The 19,632-nt window shown below is 38.6% G+C and carries 14 protein-coding genes; 3 read left to right on the top strand and 11 right to left on the bottom strand.

Features of this window, described 5'->3' with window-relative positions; all coding sequences use genetic code 11:
• Window positions 1-3: 3 nt before the first annotated feature.
• Together ACIQXP_RS20920 and ACIQXP_RS20915 are read right to left on the bottom strand one after the other, a co-directional pair.
• Window positions 4-2,802 (bottom strand): 2-oxoglutarate dehydrogenase E1 component, encoded by a 2,799-nt coding sequence (locus ACIQXP_RS20920; RefSeq protein WP_387507482.1) that lies wholly within the window; start codon window positions 2,800-2,802, stop codon window positions 4-6.
• Window positions 2,803-3,011: 209 nt separating this feature from the next.
• The gene (locus ACIQXP_RS20915) at window positions 3,012-4,286 is read right to left on the bottom strand and encodes a DASH family cryptochrome (RefSeq protein WP_387507479.1); all 1,275 of its coding nucleotides are present in this window, start codon (window positions 4,284-4,286) and stop codon (window positions 3,012-3,014) included.
• Between the two features lie 167 nt (window positions 4,287-4,453).
• Between ACIQXP_RS20915 and ACIQXP_RS20910 the strand changes: the two genes are divergently transcribed.
• Together ACIQXP_RS20910 and ACIQXP_RS20905 are read left to right on the top strand one after the other, a co-directional pair.
• On the top strand, window positions 4,454-5,356 hold the full coding sequence (locus tag ACIQXP_RS20910) for a TIGR01777 family oxidoreductase (RefSeq protein ID WP_387507476.1): 903 nt from the start codon (window positions 4,454-4,456) through the stop codon (window positions 5,354-5,356).
• 145 nt (window positions 5,357-5,501) lie between these two features.
• Window positions 5,502-6,797, top strand: a complete 1,296-nt coding sequence (locus ACIQXP_RS20905) for a cryptochrome/photolyase family protein (protein WP_387507473.1) — start codon at window positions 5,502-5,504, stop codon at window positions 6,795-6,797.
• Here ACIQXP_RS20905 and ACIQXP_RS20900 read toward each other — a convergent pair.
• The 8 genes from ACIQXP_RS20900 to ACIQXP_RS20865 all read right to left on the bottom strand — a co-directional run bounded on the left by ACIQXP_RS20900 (window position 6,794) and on the right by ACIQXP_RS20865 (window position 16,440).
• Complete coding sequence (locus ACIQXP_RS20900) at window positions 6,794-7,792, bottom strand: hypothetical protein (protein WP_387507470.1); 999 nt, start codon at window positions 7,790-7,792, stop codon at window positions 6,794-6,796. The two genes, ACIQXP_RS20905 and ACIQXP_RS20900, sit on opposite strands and share 4 nt — an antisense overlap.
• Window positions 7,793-7,914: 122 nt before the next feature.
• On the bottom strand, window positions 7,915-8,790 hold the full coding sequence (locus ACIQXP_RS20895) for an FKBP-type peptidyl-prolyl cis-trans isomerase (protein WP_387507468.1): 876 nt from the start codon (window positions 8,788-8,790) through the stop codon (window positions 7,915-7,917).
• Window positions 8,791-8,989: 199 nt separating this feature from the next.
• Entirely contained in the window at window positions 8,990-9,436 is a 447-nt protein-coding gene (locus ACIQXP_RS20890) for an FKBP-type peptidyl-prolyl cis-trans isomerase (RefSeq protein ID WP_387507466.1), read from the bottom strand.
• Window positions 9,437-9,800: 364 nt separating this feature from the next.
• Complete coding sequence (locus tag ACIQXP_RS20885; RefSeq protein WP_387507464.1) at window positions 9,801-11,594, bottom strand: acyl-CoA dehydrogenase family protein; 1,794 nt, start codon at window positions 11,592-11,594, stop codon at window positions 9,801-9,803.
• A 154-nt stretch (window positions 11,595-11,748) separates the two neighbouring features.
• The gene (locus ACIQXP_RS20880; RefSeq protein WP_090986680.1) at window positions 11,749-12,924 is read right to left on the bottom strand and encodes an acetyl-CoA C-acyltransferase; all 1,176 of its coding nucleotides are present in this window, start codon (window positions 12,922-12,924) and stop codon (window positions 11,749-11,751) included.
• A 141-nt stretch (window positions 12,925-13,065) separates the two neighbouring features.
• Entirely contained in the window at window positions 13,066-13,437 is a 372-nt protein-coding gene (locus ACIQXP_RS20875; RefSeq protein WP_293743142.1) for a four helix bundle protein, read from the bottom strand.
• A gap of 87 nt (window positions 13,438-13,524) precedes the next feature.
• A complete protein-coding gene (locus ACIQXP_RS20870) occupies window positions 13,525-15,930 on the bottom strand; it encodes a 3-hydroxyacyl-CoA dehydrogenase/enoyl-CoA hydratase family protein (protein WP_387507538.1) in 2,406 nt (801 codons plus the stop codon).
• A 75-nt stretch (window positions 15,931-16,005) separates the two neighbouring features.
• A complete protein-coding gene (locus ACIQXP_RS20865) occupies window positions 16,006-16,440 on the bottom strand; it encodes a MarR family winged helix-turn-helix transcriptional regulator (protein ID WP_090986686.1) in 435 nt (144 codons plus the stop codon).
• 125 nt (window positions 16,441-16,565) lie between these two features.
• On the opposite strand from ACIQXP_RS20865, the gene ACIQXP_RS20860 reads away from it, so the two are divergent.
• Window positions 16,566-17,528: a hypothetical protein gene (locus ACIQXP_RS20860; RefSeq protein WP_387507461.1), complete on the top strand. Its 963-nt coding sequence runs from the start codon at window positions 16,566-16,568 to the stop codon at window positions 17,526-17,528.
• 393 nt (window positions 17,529-17,921) lie between these two features.
• Here ACIQXP_RS20860 and ACIQXP_RS20855 read toward each other — a convergent pair whose 3' ends face one another.
• The gene (locus tag ACIQXP_RS20855; protein WP_387507459.1) at window positions 17,922-19,244 is read right to left on the bottom strand and encodes a DUF6089 family protein; all 1,323 of its coding nucleotides are present in this window, start codon (window positions 19,242-19,244) and stop codon (window positions 17,922-17,924) included.
• Window positions 19,245-19,632: the final 388 nt, after the last annotated feature.

Raw genomic sequence — 19,632 nt, 5'->3', positions numbered from 1 at the left:
CCTTTAATCTGCTTCTGCCATTTTTTTAGTGGCTTTTTTGGTCGCTTCCTTTACTTCTTCCTGTTTAACAGGAAGCTCAAGAGCCTTGGCTAAAATATAAGTTTGTTGGTTGGCATGTTGTTTTGCAAAACCAGTAGCTGTACTACTGCTTTCTCTTCTCGAAATTACATCAATGCCTTTTAAACCTGTTTTATACAGCTTGCGGAACAAATATGGCCATGCACCCATGTTTTCCGGTTCTTCCTGTACCCAGAAAATTTCTTTTGCATTTTTATATTTCTTCTGAATGGCTTCCATCTGATCAACCGGAGTTGGATATAACTGCTCTACACGAACCAGGGCTACATGGTTAATTTTGTCAGCCTGTTGTTTCTCCAACAATTCATAATAAATTTTACCGCTACAGAAAACAATACGCGTTACATCTGCAACTTTAGCATTTGTATCGTCAATTATTTCTTTAAAACCACCTTCGGTAAATTCTTCTAATTTAGAAACACAGGCCGGGTGACGTAATAAACTTTTTGGCGTAAATACAACCAAAGGTTTACGGAAATCGCGTTTAAACTGGCGACGTAAAACATGGAAGAAGTTTGCCGGAGTGGTACAGTTGGTTACCTGCATATTGTAATCTGCACAAAGCTCCATAAAACGCTCAATACGCGCTGACGAATGTTCTGGTCCCTGCCCTTCATAACCGTGAGGCAACAACATCACCAAACCATTTTCACGTTGCCACTTGGTTTCAGCACTTGCAATATACTGATCGACAACAATCTGCGCACCGTTAAAGAAATCACCAAACTGTGCTTCCCAAATGGTTAAGGCGTTTGGATTGGCCATGGCATACCCATATTCAAAACCTAAAACACCATACTCTGATAAGTGTGAATTGTAAATATCAAATGAAGCCTGTTGATCTGAGATATTAGCCAATGGCACATATTCTTCCTCGCTGTCTTCAAGTGTTAATACGGCATGACGGTGAGAGAAAGTACCTCGCTCCACATCCTGACCACTTAAACGAACGCGTTTACCTTCTGATAACAAAGTACCATATGCAAGCTGCTCGCCCATTGCCCAATCGAAAACTAGCGTTTCGTTTACCATTTTGGTACGCTCGGCAAATAGTTTTTCGATTTTCTTGAAGAATTTTTTATTTGAAGGTAAAGTGGTAATGCGTTTACCGATTTCCAATAACGTACTTTTTTTAACGGCTGTAACAGGTGAGGCTTCGAAATCTTTAGGTGTAGCCATCCGCAAATCCGCCCATGCACCCCCAAATTTAACTTCGCTGTTGCTGGCCACATATTCTTTAGCTTCATTTAAACGTTCCTGCAAAATGCCACGGAAATCTTTTTCCATCTCTTTTGCCAAACCAGCTTCCAGCTTACCTTCCTTCGTTAGCTGATCAATATATATTTCCCTTGGGTTAGGGTGTTTTTCGATCGTTTTATATAGTAACGGCTGCGTAAATTTAGGTTCATCAGACTCGTTGTGCCCGAAGCGACGATAACAAAGAATATCAATAAAAACATCGTTTTTATATTTCTGACGGTATTCCATGGCTAAATTAATGGCATAAACCAGAGCTTCAGGATCATCACCATTCACATGAAAAACGGGAGATAACGTTACTTTAGCAATATCGGTACAGTAAGTACTGGTACGGGCATCTTTATAGTTGGTGGTAAAACCAATCTGGTTATTGATTACCAGGTGAATGGTACCTCCTGTTTTGTAACCTTCCAAACCAGCCATCTGGATTACTTCATAAACAATACCCTGTCCGGCAACTGATGCATCACCGTGAATCAAAATCGGTGCTAAACGGCTGTTGTCGCCACCATATTTAAAATCTATTTTAGAGCGGCTCATGCCTTCTACCACGCCATCAACCGTTTCTAAGTGCGATGGGTTAGGACATAAACTTAAGTGAACGCTTTTGCCCGAAACGGTTGCAACATCTGTAGAATAACCCAAATGGTATTTAACGTCACCACCGTATGGGGTATCAGGGCTGTAACTTTTGCCTTCAAACTCGGCAAAAATATCTTTGTATGTTTTTTGCATGATATTGGCCAGTACGTTCAAACGACCGCGGTGTGCCATACCAATTACAAATTCTTCAATTCCCAGTTCAGCACCTTTTTCAATTACCGAATCTAAAGCAGGGATTAAAGCTTCTGCACCTTCTAATGAAAAACGTTTTTGACCCAAGAATTTTGTACCCAGGAAATTTTCGAAACTTACCGCTTCGTTTAATTTCCGGAGAATACGTTTTTTCTCATCAATAGAGAAGTTAGGCGTATTACGTGCACTTTCCATTTTTTGCTGAATCCAGTTCAACACTTCTGGTGTACGTAAAAATTTAAATTCGGCTCCGATAGAACCAGCATATGTTTGTTTTAAAAAGGCTACAATGTCCTTCAATTTTGCTGCACCGATACCAATCTCCACGCCAGAGTTGAAAACAGTTTCCAGGTCGGCATCTGATAATCCAAAATTTGCCAGATCCAGGGTTGGTAAATGTTTACGCCGTTCGCGCACAGGATTGGTGTGCGTGAATAAGTGACCGCGGCTACGATAGCCATCAATGAGATTTAAAACATTAACCTCTTTTAAAAAGTGTTCCGGTGTTTCTGCGGTTCCTGCAGGTGCCTCAGATCCCCTTCCAAAATCAAAACCTTCGAAAAATTTCTGCCAACCAAACTCAACAGATGATGGATCTTGCTGGTAGGATTGATATAAAGACTCTATATATTCGGCGTTTGCGCCGTTAAGATAAGATAATTTATCCATTATTAACTATTTACTATAAGCATTACAAAATTAGAATTTTACCTTATATAAACGGCAAAAATCTCGATTAAAATAAATGAGCGGGCTTTAAATTTGCAAGTGCGTAAATGAACCAGCCAGTTATACAAAATATGGGCAGAATCTGTTAAAATTCAATTACCCAAATGCGATCATTTAACAGCCAGCAATTTTAAATTCAATCCTCACAACTATGATGCCCAAGTTATGGAGTAGTTGCCTTTTGGGTCGAGATTTTTGATATTTTTATCCAGATCGAAAACACTTTTAGATTTTTGATCATTACCTACACCGGCAACATTGGCCCAATTGCCCCAATTACTCGCAGGATTATAATCAATCAATTTTTCTTCAAAATAGGCAGCACCTAAAACCCAGCTTACCTCTAAATTATTAATCAGGTAAAGCGCTGCTGTCTGGCGGGCTATGTTCGAAATAAAACCCGTTTGGTTTAATTCGGTCATCACTGCATCTACTACTGCAAAGCCAGTTTGCGCATTGCGCCATTTATTAAAATTCTCCTGTTCATTTTCAACATCAACCAAGCCCTGGCTGCCAAATCCATCAGGGCTAAAGAACGTATTGCCATACTTTTTGAACATGAAACGGAAATAATCTCTCCACAGCAGGCCTAATAAAATATGATTAAACATGGCTTTAGTATTGGGCACACTTTCCATCTTTTTAATTTCCCAGTAAACTTTGCGCGGCGACAGGCTTCCAATGGCCAACCAAGCGGAAAGTTTAGAAGCAAGAATTAAATTCTTTGTTGTTGCAGCTTGTTGCATAGCCAAAATTACCTTTTGAAGATGAACCAAACCTTCAGCTTCCCCACCTTTAAACTCAAAATCAGCACGCTGGTCCTTTTGCTGTGGCAGAAGATTGAGATCTTCCAAAGCCGGTAATGTACCCCAGTCAATCACTTCTGCTACATTGATCCGATCTGGCGCCGCAAAACAGGGTTTGATCATCGAATCACGCTCAATTTTCTTTTTAAACTGGTTAAAAGCATCAGGAATATCCTTAATAGGAAAAGGCAAATCTTCTTTATTATATAAGGTATGACCAATAAAATGTTTCAGGTTGACACGTAATTTCCAGAGTGCATTTTCTACAAGTGTAGAAATATGTGTTTCTTCCCGTGCTACTTCGCGGTGATGGTAAACTTCAGTAATCTCATATTCCTGAACAAGCTGAGGAATAATATCTTCGGGCTTACCTTCAGCAATCAGTAAATTTCCGCCAATCTGTTTTAAAGCATTGCGCAAGCCCAAAACACTTTCTAAAATAAACTGCGCTCTGATATTACCTGTTTTTAAACTCCCGTACTTGGTTTCGCCAAAAGAACGGTGATCTAGAATGTAAACAGGTAAAATCGCATCAGATTTAGCAATCGCTTCCACCAGCATTTCGTTATCATGCAAGCGAAGATCATTTCTAAACCAGACTAAAATTTTTTTGGACATCTTTTATCGAAAAGGGTATAAGAACGCTTTACAAATTTATCTTATTTTTATTCTTCATCCAACGGCTAAGTAATTCTTTACAAATAGGAAACAAAAGAATTAGAACCAGCTTAATGCATTTTAGGCGCCTCAACCAAACCCTTTTGTATCTTTGGTGTTTAAAAAATATGGCAAAAAAGATTCTGATTACCGGCGCTACAGGGCTTGTGGGCACTGAACTGAAAAGACGCTTGCTAAACAAGGCTTATGTGGTGAATACGCTTTCGCGGAAGAAAGATAACGATGCAAACAATTTTGTATGGGATGTTTATAAGGGAACTATTGAGGCTGACTGTTTAAATGGTGTAGATGCCATTATCCATTTAGCGGGCGAGCCGGTTGCCGATAAAAAATGGACCGATGAACGCAAAAAACAGATTATCGACAGCCGTGTAAAATCGACAGAATTACTCTTTGAAACCATAAAATCTAAACCAGGTCTTCAGTTGAAATCGTTTATCTCTGCTTCAGCAGTTGGTTTTTATGGCGATTGCGGGGATGAGATTTTGACGGAAGAAAGTCCGAAAGGATATGGCTTTTTAGCAGATTGTTGTAAGCTTTGGGAAGATGCCGTAGATGAAGGCAAAAAACTGAGCCTTCGGATTGTAAAACTTCGTACCGGGATTGTGTTGAGCAATGATGGAGGTGCATTACCCCAATTGGACAAACCCGTAAAATTATTTGTTGGAGCCGGTTTAGGCACCGGAAAACAATGGACACCCTGGATACACATCGACGACATGGTTGAAATGTATATCGAAGCCATCGAAAACCTGAAAATGGAAGGATGCTACAATGCCTGCGCACCTTTTCCGGTAACCAATGCCGCCTTAACCAAAGCCATTGCCAATCAGCTCCACCGCCCGTTCTGGCCAATAAAAGTCCCTAAAAAAGCATTGGAATTATTATTGGGCGAACGCGTAGATGCCGTTTTGATGAGCAATAACACCTCCGCACAGAAGATTTTGGACGCAGGATTCAAATTTAAATTTACACATTTGGAAGATGCTTTGAAGGAGCTGTATAGTTAAATTAGCGGACTATAATTGTTCGAATGGATTAATTGTTTTATTATTAACTGCGGGTTGCCGATTGAAAATTCTATTAATGGTTAATCCGTCAACCGCCCATCTCTAAACGCTCAGACATCCAGATTCTATTAATAGCTTATAATAAATGACTCCAATATCTATTCACTGGTTCCGCCGCGATCTACGTTTAGCAGACAATGCTGCTTTATATCATGCGCTGAAAGGCGATCATCCGGTTTTGCCACTTTTTATTTTTGACAAGAACATCCTGGAAAAACTACCAAAAGATGATGCACGTGTAACCTTCATTTATGAAACCATTGAAGCACTAAAAAAAGAACTTCAGCAGCAGGGATCGGATTTACTAGTAAAATACGGGAAACCCGAGAAAATATGGCCGGAAATTTTAAAGGAATACCAGGTTAAAGAAGTGTATACCAATCATGATTATGAACCCTATGCCCGAGAACGTGATGATAACATGGCCGAGTTTTTAACCAGCGAAGAAATTGTGTTTAAAACCTATAAAGACCAGGTTATTTTTGAAAAAAACGAAATCTTAAAAGCTGATAAAACACCTTACACCGTTTTTACCCCTTTTTATAAACAGTGGCATGCCAAACTGAATGACTTTTATATAAAGCCTTATCCAACTAAAAAGTATTTTAAAAACCTGCTACAAACCAGGCACCTGTCAAGCCCGGGCTTAAAAGAAATGGGCTTTGAAAAGAGCAAGTTTGATTTTCCGAAATTAAATTATAAAAAGAAGCTTGATGATTATGCAAAAGAACGCGATTTCCCTGCACTTGATGGCACTACACACATTGGCCTGCATCTGCGTTTTGGAACCTTAAGCATCCGCAAGGCCGTTAAAGATGCATTGGAAGCAAAATCGAATGTCTGGCTGTCGGAACTGGCCTGGCGGGAATTTTACATGACTATAATCTGGCACTTTCCCTACGCTGCTTTCGATTCGTTTAAAAAACAATACGATAAAATTAAGTGGCGCAACAACGAGGATGAATTTAAGGCCTGGCGCGAGGGCAATACAGGCTACCCGATTGTTGATGCAGGCATGCGCCAGCTGAACCAGACCGGATGGATGCACAATCGTGTACGGATGATTGTGGGCAGTTTTCTAAGCAAACATTTACTGATCGACTGGCGCTGGGGAGAAGCCTACTTTGCCGAAAAATTACTGGATTATGAAATGGCCAGTAATGTTGGTGGCTGGCAATGGGCCGCAGGATCAGGGAACGATGCAGCACCTTATTTCAGGGTGTTTAACCCCGAACTGCAAACCAAAAAATTTGACCCTAAACTGGAATATATTAAAAAGTGGGTGCCAGAATTCGGCACAAAAAAATATGCCCAACCAATAGTTGAGCATACTTTTGCAAGGGAAAGGGTTTTAAAAGTTTTTAAAGAAGCGTTGGGTTAATAATAAATAGTTGGTGCATCAGGAACACCACCAGTAGTAAACCGGGCAGTGCCAACAACTGCGCTACATTCATCTAGGAAAGACGGCATGTTATATATTATAGGACCGGTTACACCTTGGAGAGCCTGAAAACTACCATTAAATCCAACTGGCACAGTATTGAACCTAGTACCAAATGACAAATTACATCCATTTGAATAATAATCTGTTTCATTTGATCTCCAACCTCCAAAAGTTTTTTTTAGTTCCTGGAGTACGACAAAATACAAACGTGATGAGCCATACGTTATTACATGTTCTGATGGGGTATATTCATACCACAATTCAACATATAAACGTCTTTTATTATCGCCATTATAAAATAGTTTCTGGGATAACATGCCATTATTAAAGGTTTGTCCTGGTGGCGGTGCAAGAGAAAGCGCATTCTTAGTAGCCATCAGCATTCTTTTTATAGGAACAACTGTTACATTGGAAGTACTTTTCAGTTCAGATTCATTTTTTTGCACGCCTGTATAAAGCATTAGACTGTTTTCTTTCGTATACTTCCGAAATTGATCTCCAACTTTAAATTCGCCCTTTGTGTTCATAAAAATGGCAGAATATGGTGTCCCAAATTTAAAAGTAATTGAGCTGTCCGCCTTTATCGTGATCATTTCAGAATACTTTTTTTGAAATAATCTAAAGGCATCAGAATCATTTACTGTTGCGTACTCTTCTTGAATTTTATTGTACAAATTTCTATAAGAGGTAAACCCCTTGAATGAATTTTCCCATTCATCTAATTGTTTGGGACTATAATTCGAAACGATAGTTCCGATTGAATCAAAAGCTTTTTGATCTCTGAACTTTAAATATCCGTTTTCAATACTTACAGCATTTGTTGAAAGGTTTTCTTCTTGATATCCGACATTAGCATCCTTTTTACAGGAAACTATTGAGATACTAGCCAGCATAGGTAGTATTAAGTAGTGTAAATTAAATTTATTTATCATAATTAGATTGTATATTTTCCCTTACATACCAAACATACACCTAAAAAATAAGTCAAGAAAATTAAAAGCAAAAAAAAATGCCCGACCAATGGTTGGGCACTTCATAATAACTAATAGGTTATCTAATTCGTAACCTTTACAATTTCTATATCGAAATCTAAAGGTCTCCCATTAGCTAAATCAGAAGGTATAATCAGACGAAGTTTTCCACCAGCCGTCACCTTACCAGGTAAAATTATTTGCCATCCTTTATATAAGTCGCTTAAAACACTGCTAAAACTTCCATCTGTAATAGTCTGCAACACCGTTCCATCAAGATATCTTACTGTATAATTGGCAACTATTGTAGATGTCAGGCTAATGGCATCCGTTCCAGTTCCAGGTGTAATAATGCTATAACGAGCTCTTGAAGGGCCTTTAATTAGCGTCAAATTATTATTAGCAATAAATTTGTTGATTTCCAATTCATCAATCTCATGTCTCTTCGATTCGTTGTACATCACTAAATCAACTATAATATTTTCATTTGAACCTATATTTAAAGCGCTCAATCCATTTTTACCAAAAGCTAAATGCGATGGCATAATTAAAGTAGCTTTCCCACCTCGATTCAATTTTGACAATACTTCTCTTACAGGGGCAAAAACATAATTTACAGTATTACTATTGATCATGAATTGATCCGTATATCCTAAATAAGTACCTAGGATCATTAAATCAGAGGTTTGCTGTAAAACTTGCCCTGATAATGTTTTGAAAGTATAAGTATAATAAACCGAATCCTGATTTGCGACCTTACTGCCCGTACCCTGTGTATTGATTTTAAAATAATAACCTTTAGTCGGATCTTTATCGAAATTAAGATTATTTTTTTTCAAGTAGGCTTGAATAGCTGCATCATCTGTGCTTTCAATAGACTCATATTCTTTTTTGCATGAGCTGAAAACGACGGTTACCAGTAAAATTGCGAATAGGCCAAGTTTAGTAAATTTGTTCATTTATTATTGTACGTCTGTAAGTGTTATAGTCAAGTATATCATAGAAGAATATGCTTAAACTTAACCATCATCCGCAAAAATAAGCTTTTAATGTGGTTGCAACAATTTTTAACCTATTTTAACAATTGTTGCACTTAAAAAACAGACTTATCGTGAAAATCAAAATCGCTGCTTTGGTCTTTCGCCTTTAATCTTATGCTTATTGTACGTTTGATAGTTGGATGTTAAAATCCAACACCGAATTTCCGGGGATAGGGCCTACCGAACTACTGCCATAGCCCAAACCCGGTGGAACAATCAATCTGATTTCGCCACCTTTCTGGATTTTAGGAATGCCTATTCTCCAGCCCTGGATTAATTCTGCCAGATTAAAGGTCTGTTCTTTTCCGCCGCCATTATCAAATACACTTCCATCTAACAACCTGCCTTCGTATTTAATGGTGATTTTGGTATTACCCGGATAAGTAAACGAACCCGAACCAGGTTTAATGATCTGATAATATAAGCCAGAGTTATCTCTAACGGCATTTATATTATTTTTTTTGATGAAATCGGTAATCTGTTTTTCCGGATCTTCATCCTTTTTACAAGATGAAACTGCAGCTACACATAAAAAGAGTATGGTGAGGAATCTAAATTTAATCATATGCGAAAATATGATTTTTATACCATAAAGCTATTTTTATGTTTTTTTGATGTATCGTCTTTTAGGCTTCATTTTTATGAAAGAGACATCCTAATAGAGAGATCGTCATTGCGAGGAGGCTTCTTCAGCCGACGAAGCAATCTTTAAGAAAGCATCATTAATTAGCATGATAGATTGCTTCGTCGTGCCTCCTTGCAACTACGATTTTTCTGGAGTCTGTGAAAATGTTGGGATAGGTATTTGCACCCAAACAGAATAGATGTTTCTTGCCAAAGCATGTTATGGATCGCTGCAAAATAAAAAAGGGTTTAAGGTTCAGGTGATGTACCCAATCCTTAAACCCTCCGCCTTTCAGCCTTCTAACTTAAAAGGTATATTTATTTGCCTCAATCAGTTGTTGCGCAACTCTTTGACGGGCATCTTTAACATTAAAAGGTTCAACTTTGGTAAAACGGCGTAAACCAACCTGCATCATGCGCAGTTCATCGCCTTCTGCAAAAGCCCAAAGCGCTTCTTTTCCTGCTTTGGCTATACCATCTACAGCTTCTACCATGTAAATCCGCAATAAATCCAGCTGACCTGCACATGCTTCTTCACCACGTATATGCACTAATTTTTCCGTCCTCAGCAAAGCTGATTCCAGTACATAGACATAACTGGCCATATCGGCAATGTTCATTAAAATTTCCTGTTCTTTACTCAGGGTCATCATCAATTTTTGAACCGCAGCACCAGCTACCATTAACGTTGCTTTTTTCAGATTAGAAAGTACTTTTTTCTCTGCAGCAAATAAGGTGTCATCTTCTTCACCAAAATCAGGTATACTCATCAGCTCGGCGGCAACTGCTGTAGCAGGCGTCATCAAATCCAGCTCACCTTTCATGGCTCGTTTCAGCATCATATCAACCGTTAACAAGCGGTTAATTTCGTTTGTACCTTCAAAAATACGGTTGATGCGGGCATCGCGGTAGGCCCTATCCATAGGTGCATCGGCACTAAAACCCATACCCCCATAAATCTGCACACCTTCATCTACCGTGTAATCTAAAGCTTCAGAACCCCAAACCTTTAAAATGGCACACTCTACTGCAAATTGTTCAACAGACTTTAATCTAGCTTTGCCAGATTCCATTCCACCTGCAACCAATTGATCATAAGTATCATCAATATTCTGCCCTGCACGATAATTTGCCGCATCAACCGCATAAAGCTTAGATGCGATTTCTGCAATTTTAAAACGAATGGCACCGTACTTCGAAATCGGGCGGCCAAACTGAATCCGTTCGTTAGAATAATTAATGGCAATATTTAAAGTTGCCTTCGATGCTCCGATAGCTGCCGCAGATAATTTAATACGGCCAATGTTTAGAATATTTACTGCGATTTTAAATCCGTTTTCGCGCTCGCTTAACATGTTCTCAACAGGTACCGGGCAATCGTTAAAGAAAACCTGACGTGTTGAAGAACCCTTAATCCCCATTTTATGTTCTTCCGGGTTCATGGTAATGCCGCCGAAATCTTTCTCTACAATAAATGCAGTTAAGTTTTTATCGTCGTCTATCTTAGCAAAAACGATAAAAACATCAGCAAAACCACCATTAGTGATCCACATTTTCTGACCATTGATAATGTAGTGTTTACCATCATCGCTCAATTTAGCCTTTGTTTTTCCTGAGTTTGCATCCGAACCTGAGTTTGGTTCCGTTAAGCAATAAGCTGCCTTCCATTCACCCGAACCAAGTTTAGGAATATACTTTGATTTTTGTTCTTCGTTGCCATAATATAAAATCGGTAATGTACCAATTCCAGTATGGGCAGAAAGTGCAACGGCAAAAGAATGGCCTGCACCTACCACATCCGCAACCAACATGGAAGTATTGAAATTTTTTCCGAAACCGCCATATTCTTCCGGTACGGAAACACCAAGAATACCCAGCTCGCCGGCTTTGGTTAACAGTGTTGGCATGAGTTCAGGATCTTCCTGCTTGTCGATTTTTTCTAAATTGGGATAAACCTCAGCTGCCAGAAAATCGCGACAAGTTTGTGCAATCATCTGCTGCTCTTCGTCAAATTCTTCAGGTATAAATACTTCCTGATAAGTGGTATCCTTAATTAAGAATTCGCCACCTTTAATTGTCTTTTTTTCAGTTGTTTCCATTGTTATGAGATTTGAGAAATGAGATTTGAGATTTGAGACCTGCTCAAATTCAAACTCAAATCATTTTTGTATGAGTTTTGAGATATTAGATGTGAGATTTGAGATTTTTTGATCGAACCGCATTGTCTCAAATCTCATATCTAGCTTCTCACGTCTATAAAAGTTCAAAAATTCCTGCGGCCCCTTGCCCGGTTCCTACGCACATGGTTACCATTCCGTATTTTTTGTTCTGCCTCTTCAACTCGTTCATGATCTGCACAGTGAGTTTTGCTCCCGTACAACCAAGTGGATGCCCCAGGGCAATTGCTCCACCGTTTACATTAATCACATCTGGGTTTAAATCCAATGTCCTGATTACCGCTAACGATTGTGAGGCAAAGGCTTCATTCAGTTCGATTAAATCAATATCTTCCTTTTTCAATCCGGCTTGCTTCAAAGCTTTTGGAATCGCCTCAATAGGACCAATGCCCATAATACGTGGTGGAACGCCTGCAATACCATAACTAACCAACCTCGCAATTGGTTCGGCATTTAATTCTTTCATTTTCTTTTCAGACACGACAAGAACGAATGCAGCACCATCTGATGTTTGCGAGGAATTACCTGCAGTTACACTACCTACTGCGTCAAATACAGGTTTCAGTTTCGCTAACTTTTCCAGCGTTGTATCTGCACGTGGCCCTTCATCAGTATCAACCACGTAAGATCGGGTTTTCTTTTTAAGGTTGTCATCCAGATAGTTTTCATTTACCGTTATCGGCAGGATTCCATCTTTTAAATGACCATTTTTTATGGCATGAATCGCTTTTTCGTGAGATTTTAACGAAAAGGCATCCTGATCTTCGCGGCTTACATTATATTCTTTAGCTACGGCTTCGGCGGTTAAACCCATTCCCCAATACCAGTCTGGATTGTTTTTGGCCACCTCTGCATTTGGCACCAGTTTCCAGCCACCAAAAGGCATTCCACTCATCACCTCTACACCCCCGGCAATTATACAATCGGCCATACCAGCTTTAATTTTGGCAACTGCAGTAGCAATCGTATCTAACCCCGAGGCACAGTAACGGTTTACGGTGACACCCGGTACCTTATCGGTATCCAGTCCCATTAGCGAAATCATACGGCCAATATTTAGCCCTTGTTCTGCCTCTGGCGTAGCATTACCCACTATTACATCGTCAATCTGTTCTTTATCTAAATTTGGGACTGATGCCACCAAAGCCCTGATTACTTCTGCGGCCAAATCATCAGCTCTTGTAAAACGGAATACGCCACGGGGTGCTTTACCCACTGCTGTACGGTATCCGGCTATAATATATGCTTCCATTTTTTTGAGATTTGAGACTTGAGATATTAGATTTGAGCCCTGTCCAAACCAATAATTCAAATCGATTATTATTTTTTGAGATACTAGATGTGAGACATTAGATTTGAGACCGATACCTTCTAAAATCTAGTGTCTCATATCTCATGTCCTTTTATTAATTTTCTTATTCAGCATCTGCTGAAAACCATAAGTCATTTTTTGTAGTTCATCAATTTGATCAAGTAAAGGATTCAAAATTTCAGATTCGAGAATAGCAAGTTTGTTAGCGATTACCAATTGAGTTTGCAATTCATAAGAAGATCCATTAGCTATCCCTAAAAAATTATTAAATTCTTTGACTGAATTTCTTCCGGCACCTTCGGCAATGTTAGATGGAATTGAGATAGCTGCCCTTCGAGATTGACTGGTTAAGCCAAAGCGCTCATCAGTTGGAAAGGTTGATGTTGCTTTGTAAACATCAACAGCTAAATTAATAGCCTTATTCCAAATTTTTAACTCTTTTAAATTATTCATATTCTATTATTGCTGATGCTATGAACGATGCAAACTGTCTCAAATCTAATGTCTACTGTCTCAAATCTAATGTCTCCTATCTCACATCTAATTCCTCAATGGTTTCCCTTTTGTAATGATACTCTGAATCCGTTCTAACGACTTCCTTTCTCCTGCGAGGGATAAAAACGCCTCTCTTTCCAAATCTAACAGATACTGTTCGGTTACTTCTGTTGGTGCAGATAAATCACCACCACACATTACATAGCCCAGTTTCTCAGAGATTTTTTTATCGTGTTCGGAGATGAAATGCCCTGCGTACATACTATTTGCACCAGCATAAACAATTCCCAATCCCTGCTTTCCTAATACTTTAATATCGTTCCGTTGTACTGGTTTGGTATAACCGGCATCTGCAAGCTCAATCGCTTTTGCTTTTGCATCGGCCAGTAAACGGTTGCGGTTCATTGAGATCGAGAATTTATCTTTTTGCAGATAGCCCAATTCATAAGCTTCGTAACCTGAAGTGGAGACTTTGGCCATACCGATAGTCAGGAAACGATCTTTCAGGGCATTCTGCACAATCTGATCGTCTTTAAACTCATCAGAAGCACGCAAAGCAAACTCTTTGGTACCGCCACCGCCAGGAATTACACCTACCCCAAATTCAACCAGGCCCATATAGGTTTCGGCAGAAAGCTGAACATGGTCAGCATGTAAACTAAATTCACAGCCTCCGCCCAGGGTTAAATTATGCGGGGCTACCACAACCGGAATAGAAGAATATCGGATGCGCATTGACGTATTCTGGAACATTTTGATCGCCATGTTTAATTCATCCCACTCCTGTTCTACCGCCATCATAAAAATCATCCCTACGTTGGCACCGGCAGAAAAATTTGCGCCATCATTGCCGATAACTAAACCACGGTAATCTTTTTCTGCCATATCAATGGCCTTATTGATTCCCGAAATCACGTCACCGCCAATGGTATTCATTTTAGTATGAAATTCTACATTCAGAATGCCATCACCGAGATCAATAATGGAAACACCAGAGTTTTTCCAAAGCGTTTTATTTTCGCGCAGGTTATCCAGAATGATAAACTCTTCTGTTCCTGGTAGCGCTTTATAACTTTTGGAAGGGATATCGTAATATTTTTTAACCCCGTTTTCTACTTTATAAAATGACGTATTTCCAGCGTCCAGCATTTCCTGTACCCAGGCTGCCGCTTTATTGCCATATTGATTCATCCCCTCGATGGCTTCTTTTACGCCAACGGCATCCCACAATTCGAAAGGACCGAGTTCCCAGCCAAAACCAGCCCGCATCGCATCATCAATACGATACAATTCATCAGAAATTTCCGGGATTCTATCTGATACATATTCAAATAAACCAAATGAAGAATGGCGGAACAATTCGCCTGCCTTATCTTTTCCTTTAGCAAAAATCTTCATGCGCTCACGAAGGTTTTCCACCGGCTTGGTCATTTCCAAAGTCGCCGATTTGACCTTCTGCTGAGGCTTATATTCTAATGTTTTTAAGTCGAGTGCAAGAATTTCAGTTTTTCCGTCAGCAGTTTTGGTTTTCTTATAAAAACCCTGTTTGGTTTTATCGCCCAGCCATTTATTTTCTTCCATTTTTTGCACGTATGCAGGAAGCTTAAACAAGTCGTGTGCTTTATCATCAGGGCAGTTGTCATAAAGCCCTTTGGCCACTTTGATCATGGTATCTAAACCTACAACATCTGATGTGCGGAATGTGGCAGATTTTGGTCTGCCCAATGCCGGCCCTGTAAATTTATCAACCTCTTCTACCGTTAAATCTAATTCTTCGACCAGATGCAAAAGTGCCATAATCGAATAAACACCCACTCTATTGGCGATAAACGCCGGGGTATCCTTACATAGAACAGTTGTTTTCCCTAAAAACTTATCACCATATTGCATCAGAAAATCAACAATTTCCGGCTTTGTATGTGGCGTAGGAATAATTTCCAGTAGCTTTAAATAACGTGGCGGATTAAAAAAGTGTGTCCCGCAGAAATGCGATTTAAAATCTTCGCTTCTTCCATCAGCCATTAAATGAATTGGAATACCAGATGTATTTGATGTAACTAAGGTGCCCGGTTTACGGAATTGCTCTACCTGTTCGAAAACCTTTTTCTTAATATCCAGGTTTTCGACAACCACTTCAATTACCCAGTCGTAACCGGCGATTTTAGACATATCATCTTCGAAGTTTCCGGTTTTGATTTTATTTAAGGCTTTTTTTGAGTAGACCGGAGATGGATTTGTTTTCACGGCCGTTTGCAAAGCAGTATTTACAATCCGGTTTTTTACAATGGGGTTGTCCAATGTTAATCCTTTTGCCTGCTCCTCGGGGCTGAGTTCTTTTGGTGCGATATCCAACAACAATACCTCAACGCCAATATTGGCGAAGTGGCATGCAATACGCGAACCCATAATACCCGACCCTAAAACTGCAACTTTATTAATGCTTCGTTTCATCATCTATTTGCTTTTCATTAGTCTGACGAACCATTTTATACAGTCCTTGTCAAACAGATTTCATTAATATATTTATTAATCTACAGTATAGGCTACTGTTATGTCATTCAATTTAATCAGGAGGTTGATAAAGGTCTCTTTTTCTTTTTTTGAAAAATGCTCATCAAGATACTCATTAAATTTCCGAACAACCCCCTTGGCCAACTGTTTTTTCTCTTTACCAAAATCAGTCAAAAAAACCTTTACCGAACGTTTATCCCCTACAGATGTTTCCCGAAAAATAAGGTTTGCCTCTTCCATATTATTCAGCATACGAGATAAACTAGTTGCTTTAACCCCAAGCAAGCCAGCTAAATTTGAAACCGCAGTGCCTTCAACATCATCTATATTAATAAGCATATAACCAATAGCCTGTGTAATCCCGAAACTGGAAGCCATTTGATTATACTTATTAAACATATTTTGCCAGGCAAACTTAATATGGTAATCTATGGTTTGTTGTTGCTTCATTTTCACTAATTTATTATGCTTGCATAACAAAGCTAATGAATGTATTTTGTTAATGCAATAGAAAAATTCAAAATATTTGTCAATTTTTTCTTATCATAGCCATACACAAAATTAAACCGCAGAATATGTTTAAAGTAAAGCAAATACTCTTGTTTAGTTTTTTTATTTTATGGACCGCTATTGGAAAAAGCCAGGTTGCCTATTTTGGAAAATCTCTTCTAAACAGTCAAAAGCTAGAGGTTTTCAAAAAAACAACCACTTTATTTACCTTTCAGTATAATGACTATGCTGAATTGGAAAAATTTGAGCAGGCCATTAAAAAAAACTGGAAAATCACACCATATAAAATAATTAAACCTGAAGAGTTGGCACGTTATGATACGCTTGCCAATTATTCACTTTTTTATTTTGATGCTTATACCGAAAAGTTAGACAGCATCAACAATACAAATATTATTTATGCGCTGAAGTTAATAACACCGTCTAAAAAGCCTAAGGTAAAAGAAGAAATTTTATTGGCGGCAGTAGCGCTTTTTGCTGATCCGAGTACCAATTTCCTCGTTGAAACACAAGATCAGCAATATGGCACGAAACGAAGAATAAAAAATAATATTTTATCTCATTTCTATAATAAAGCCAGTTTCTATAATTGGTCGCCAGGCTTTTTAACCGGTTATTTAAAACAAATAAACGATGGATTGCTCGCCAGCGAAAATTGTAATTTAGATTACCAATTTTACAATAGAGTGCGTTTGCCGGAACTGGCAAAAGAAACGCTGTATGTACCCGAATATATTAAGGAGGTTTTTTCTTCGAGATTAGCTCTCTTACCACCATCAGGAATTATTGCCGAACCTTATAATTATAAACTTAAGTTTGTATCGTATGAAGCACTGGATAGTTTAATCCTAAGTAACGCTGCTCCTATTAAATATGTGGTTTATACGCAGCGCGATAACGATAAAATCATAAGTGTATACGACAGTAAAGATGATAAAATTATTTATCAACGCTTTTACCCGCAATCGCCGGATTTTGAGATGAACGATTTAAGCGAGATTAAAAAGGTGATTGTATCACTGAAATAAGTTGAGTTCAATGATCTAAGGTCGATTAACATTTATACTTTTTGATTCATTTAACCTTTTTCCAACGCAATCTTCATGCTGAACTTGTTTTAAAAGTAGCACTAGCATTTTCAATTGTCTTGTAGCTACTGCGTGGTCAGCATCCTTTTTATTTACAAGACCTGAAATAAATCCGATGGCTCGAATCAGAGTGACGACTTTGTTTAGGGATTCTTCATTTCGTTCAGAATTCTATTGCACTAAGTTAACTTAATAAAGATCCTTCACTACGTTCAGGATGACAACCCGCATTTATAGCCATTAACCAAATCAGCTAGCAACCATACATAAAACGCCATAAACAGAAAAAGTCCTGATTTTCACCAGGACTTTTTAATATTGTTTAAAAACAACTTAGTAAAGTGTAAACTCTACACGACGGTTTTGTTGACGTCCCGCTGCTGTTTTGTTAGTTGCAATCGGTTGACCCATGCCGTAACCTGTAGCTTCAATACGTGAAGCGTTGGCACCTTGAGAAACCAAGTATGCTTTAACAGATTCTGCTCTTTCTTTTGATAAACGCAGGTTTAGTTCTTTTGATCCTGTATTATCGGTATGACCAGCTAATTTTAAGCTAAAGTTTTTCTGTATCAATAATGCTGCGACCCTATTTAATGAAGCATAAGATTTAGAACGAATAGTAGCTTTACCTAAATCGAACTCTAAGTTTTTAATCGCTTCATTAACTACTTTACGGTCTTCTTCTGTTACGATAACTTTTTCTACTACTTTCTCAGGAGTTTTTAACGGGCAACCAGCACCATCCACAACGGTACCTGATGGTGTATCCGGACATTTATCCAATTTATCAGCAACGCCATCACCATCTGAATCTTTTAATACATCGTTAAGTTCTGAGCGTAGCTTTGCATTATCAGCTTTTTGGGCATTCAATTCAGACCGTAAACCTTCTGCAGTTTGTTTTGCCTTTAGGGCTTCATCATAAGTTAAAGCTACCGGATTATGGAAAGCCAGTTGTTTCCCACTACCTAAAGCAAACTCTAAACCTGCATAAGCATAGTTGTATTTATCGTTTCCATTTTTATAGTAACCATCTAAGTTATCGCCATCAACAAAGTTGATTGTCCAACCAAGATCAAAGTTTACGGCATCAGAAATTTTAAATTTCGCACCTAAACCTACAGGAATGATCAGTTCGTGGATATTATCACCACCACCAAATGTTGAAGTTCCTGCTGCTGTAGTGATGGTGGGTTTGTAAGCAGCAATACCCGCTCCTGCAGAAGCATAAAGCTGTAATGTATTTTCTTTTTTAAACATATCGATATTAAACATGTTTACAACAGCATTTAAACTTCCTGAATAAGATAAGTCTGTATCAAAAGATTTTACCGGAGCGTTGTTTACCAAACCACTTTCATAGGGTTCTGAGTTATCGCCTTTTAATTTACCGCGAACTCCATCTAAACGTAGAGAGAAATAAGGTGTAAACTGTTTTTTAATGTATAGGCCATATCCCAAACTTGATTTGTTATTACTGAAATCATTTTTTCCGCCCAGTGGTGATAATGGCGTTAGCACACCAGCGTTTACTCCAATAGACCATGTTCTTAATGTTGTAGTTGAAGTTGCCGGACTTTCCTGAGCTGAAGCAACCGACCCGATTAATAAACCAGCAATTGCAACTGGTAGGGCTTTAGATAATTGTAGTTTCATAATTTTCTGTTTAACGTTGAATAGCGTCTCATAATCTTTACAATAGCCATACCAAAAATATAACGAGGTAAAAATACTTATTAACTTATCAACAGAAATTTGCGCAAACGAAACCTCTGTTAAATAATGTGAACTATGAATCTAAAAGATCATTTGCGATAATAACAACTGTGTTTTTATGTTAATTGAGCATTCTATTTGTCCTGGCCGGATGGGCTTCTTTCTTTTTGAAAGAAACAAAAAACGCCAGCTGAAAATTTGTCTGTTAAAGGCAGGGAGTGGGCTTTGATTGTGCTTCCCGAATCCCGATAGCAAGCAATCGGGATGTTAGGCTGGTGATGCTGAGAACGAAGATTTTCTACTTTGGCTTAGCGAAACGTTCATGCAT

The sequence above is a fragment of the Pedobacter suwonensis genome (assembly GCF_044762335.1).
GTDB lineage: Bacteria > Bacteroidota > Bacteroidia > Sphingobacteriales > Sphingobacteriaceae > Pedobacter.
Note: the sequence above shows the minus strand (reverse complement) of the source record. Positions and strands in the feature narration are given on the sequence as shown.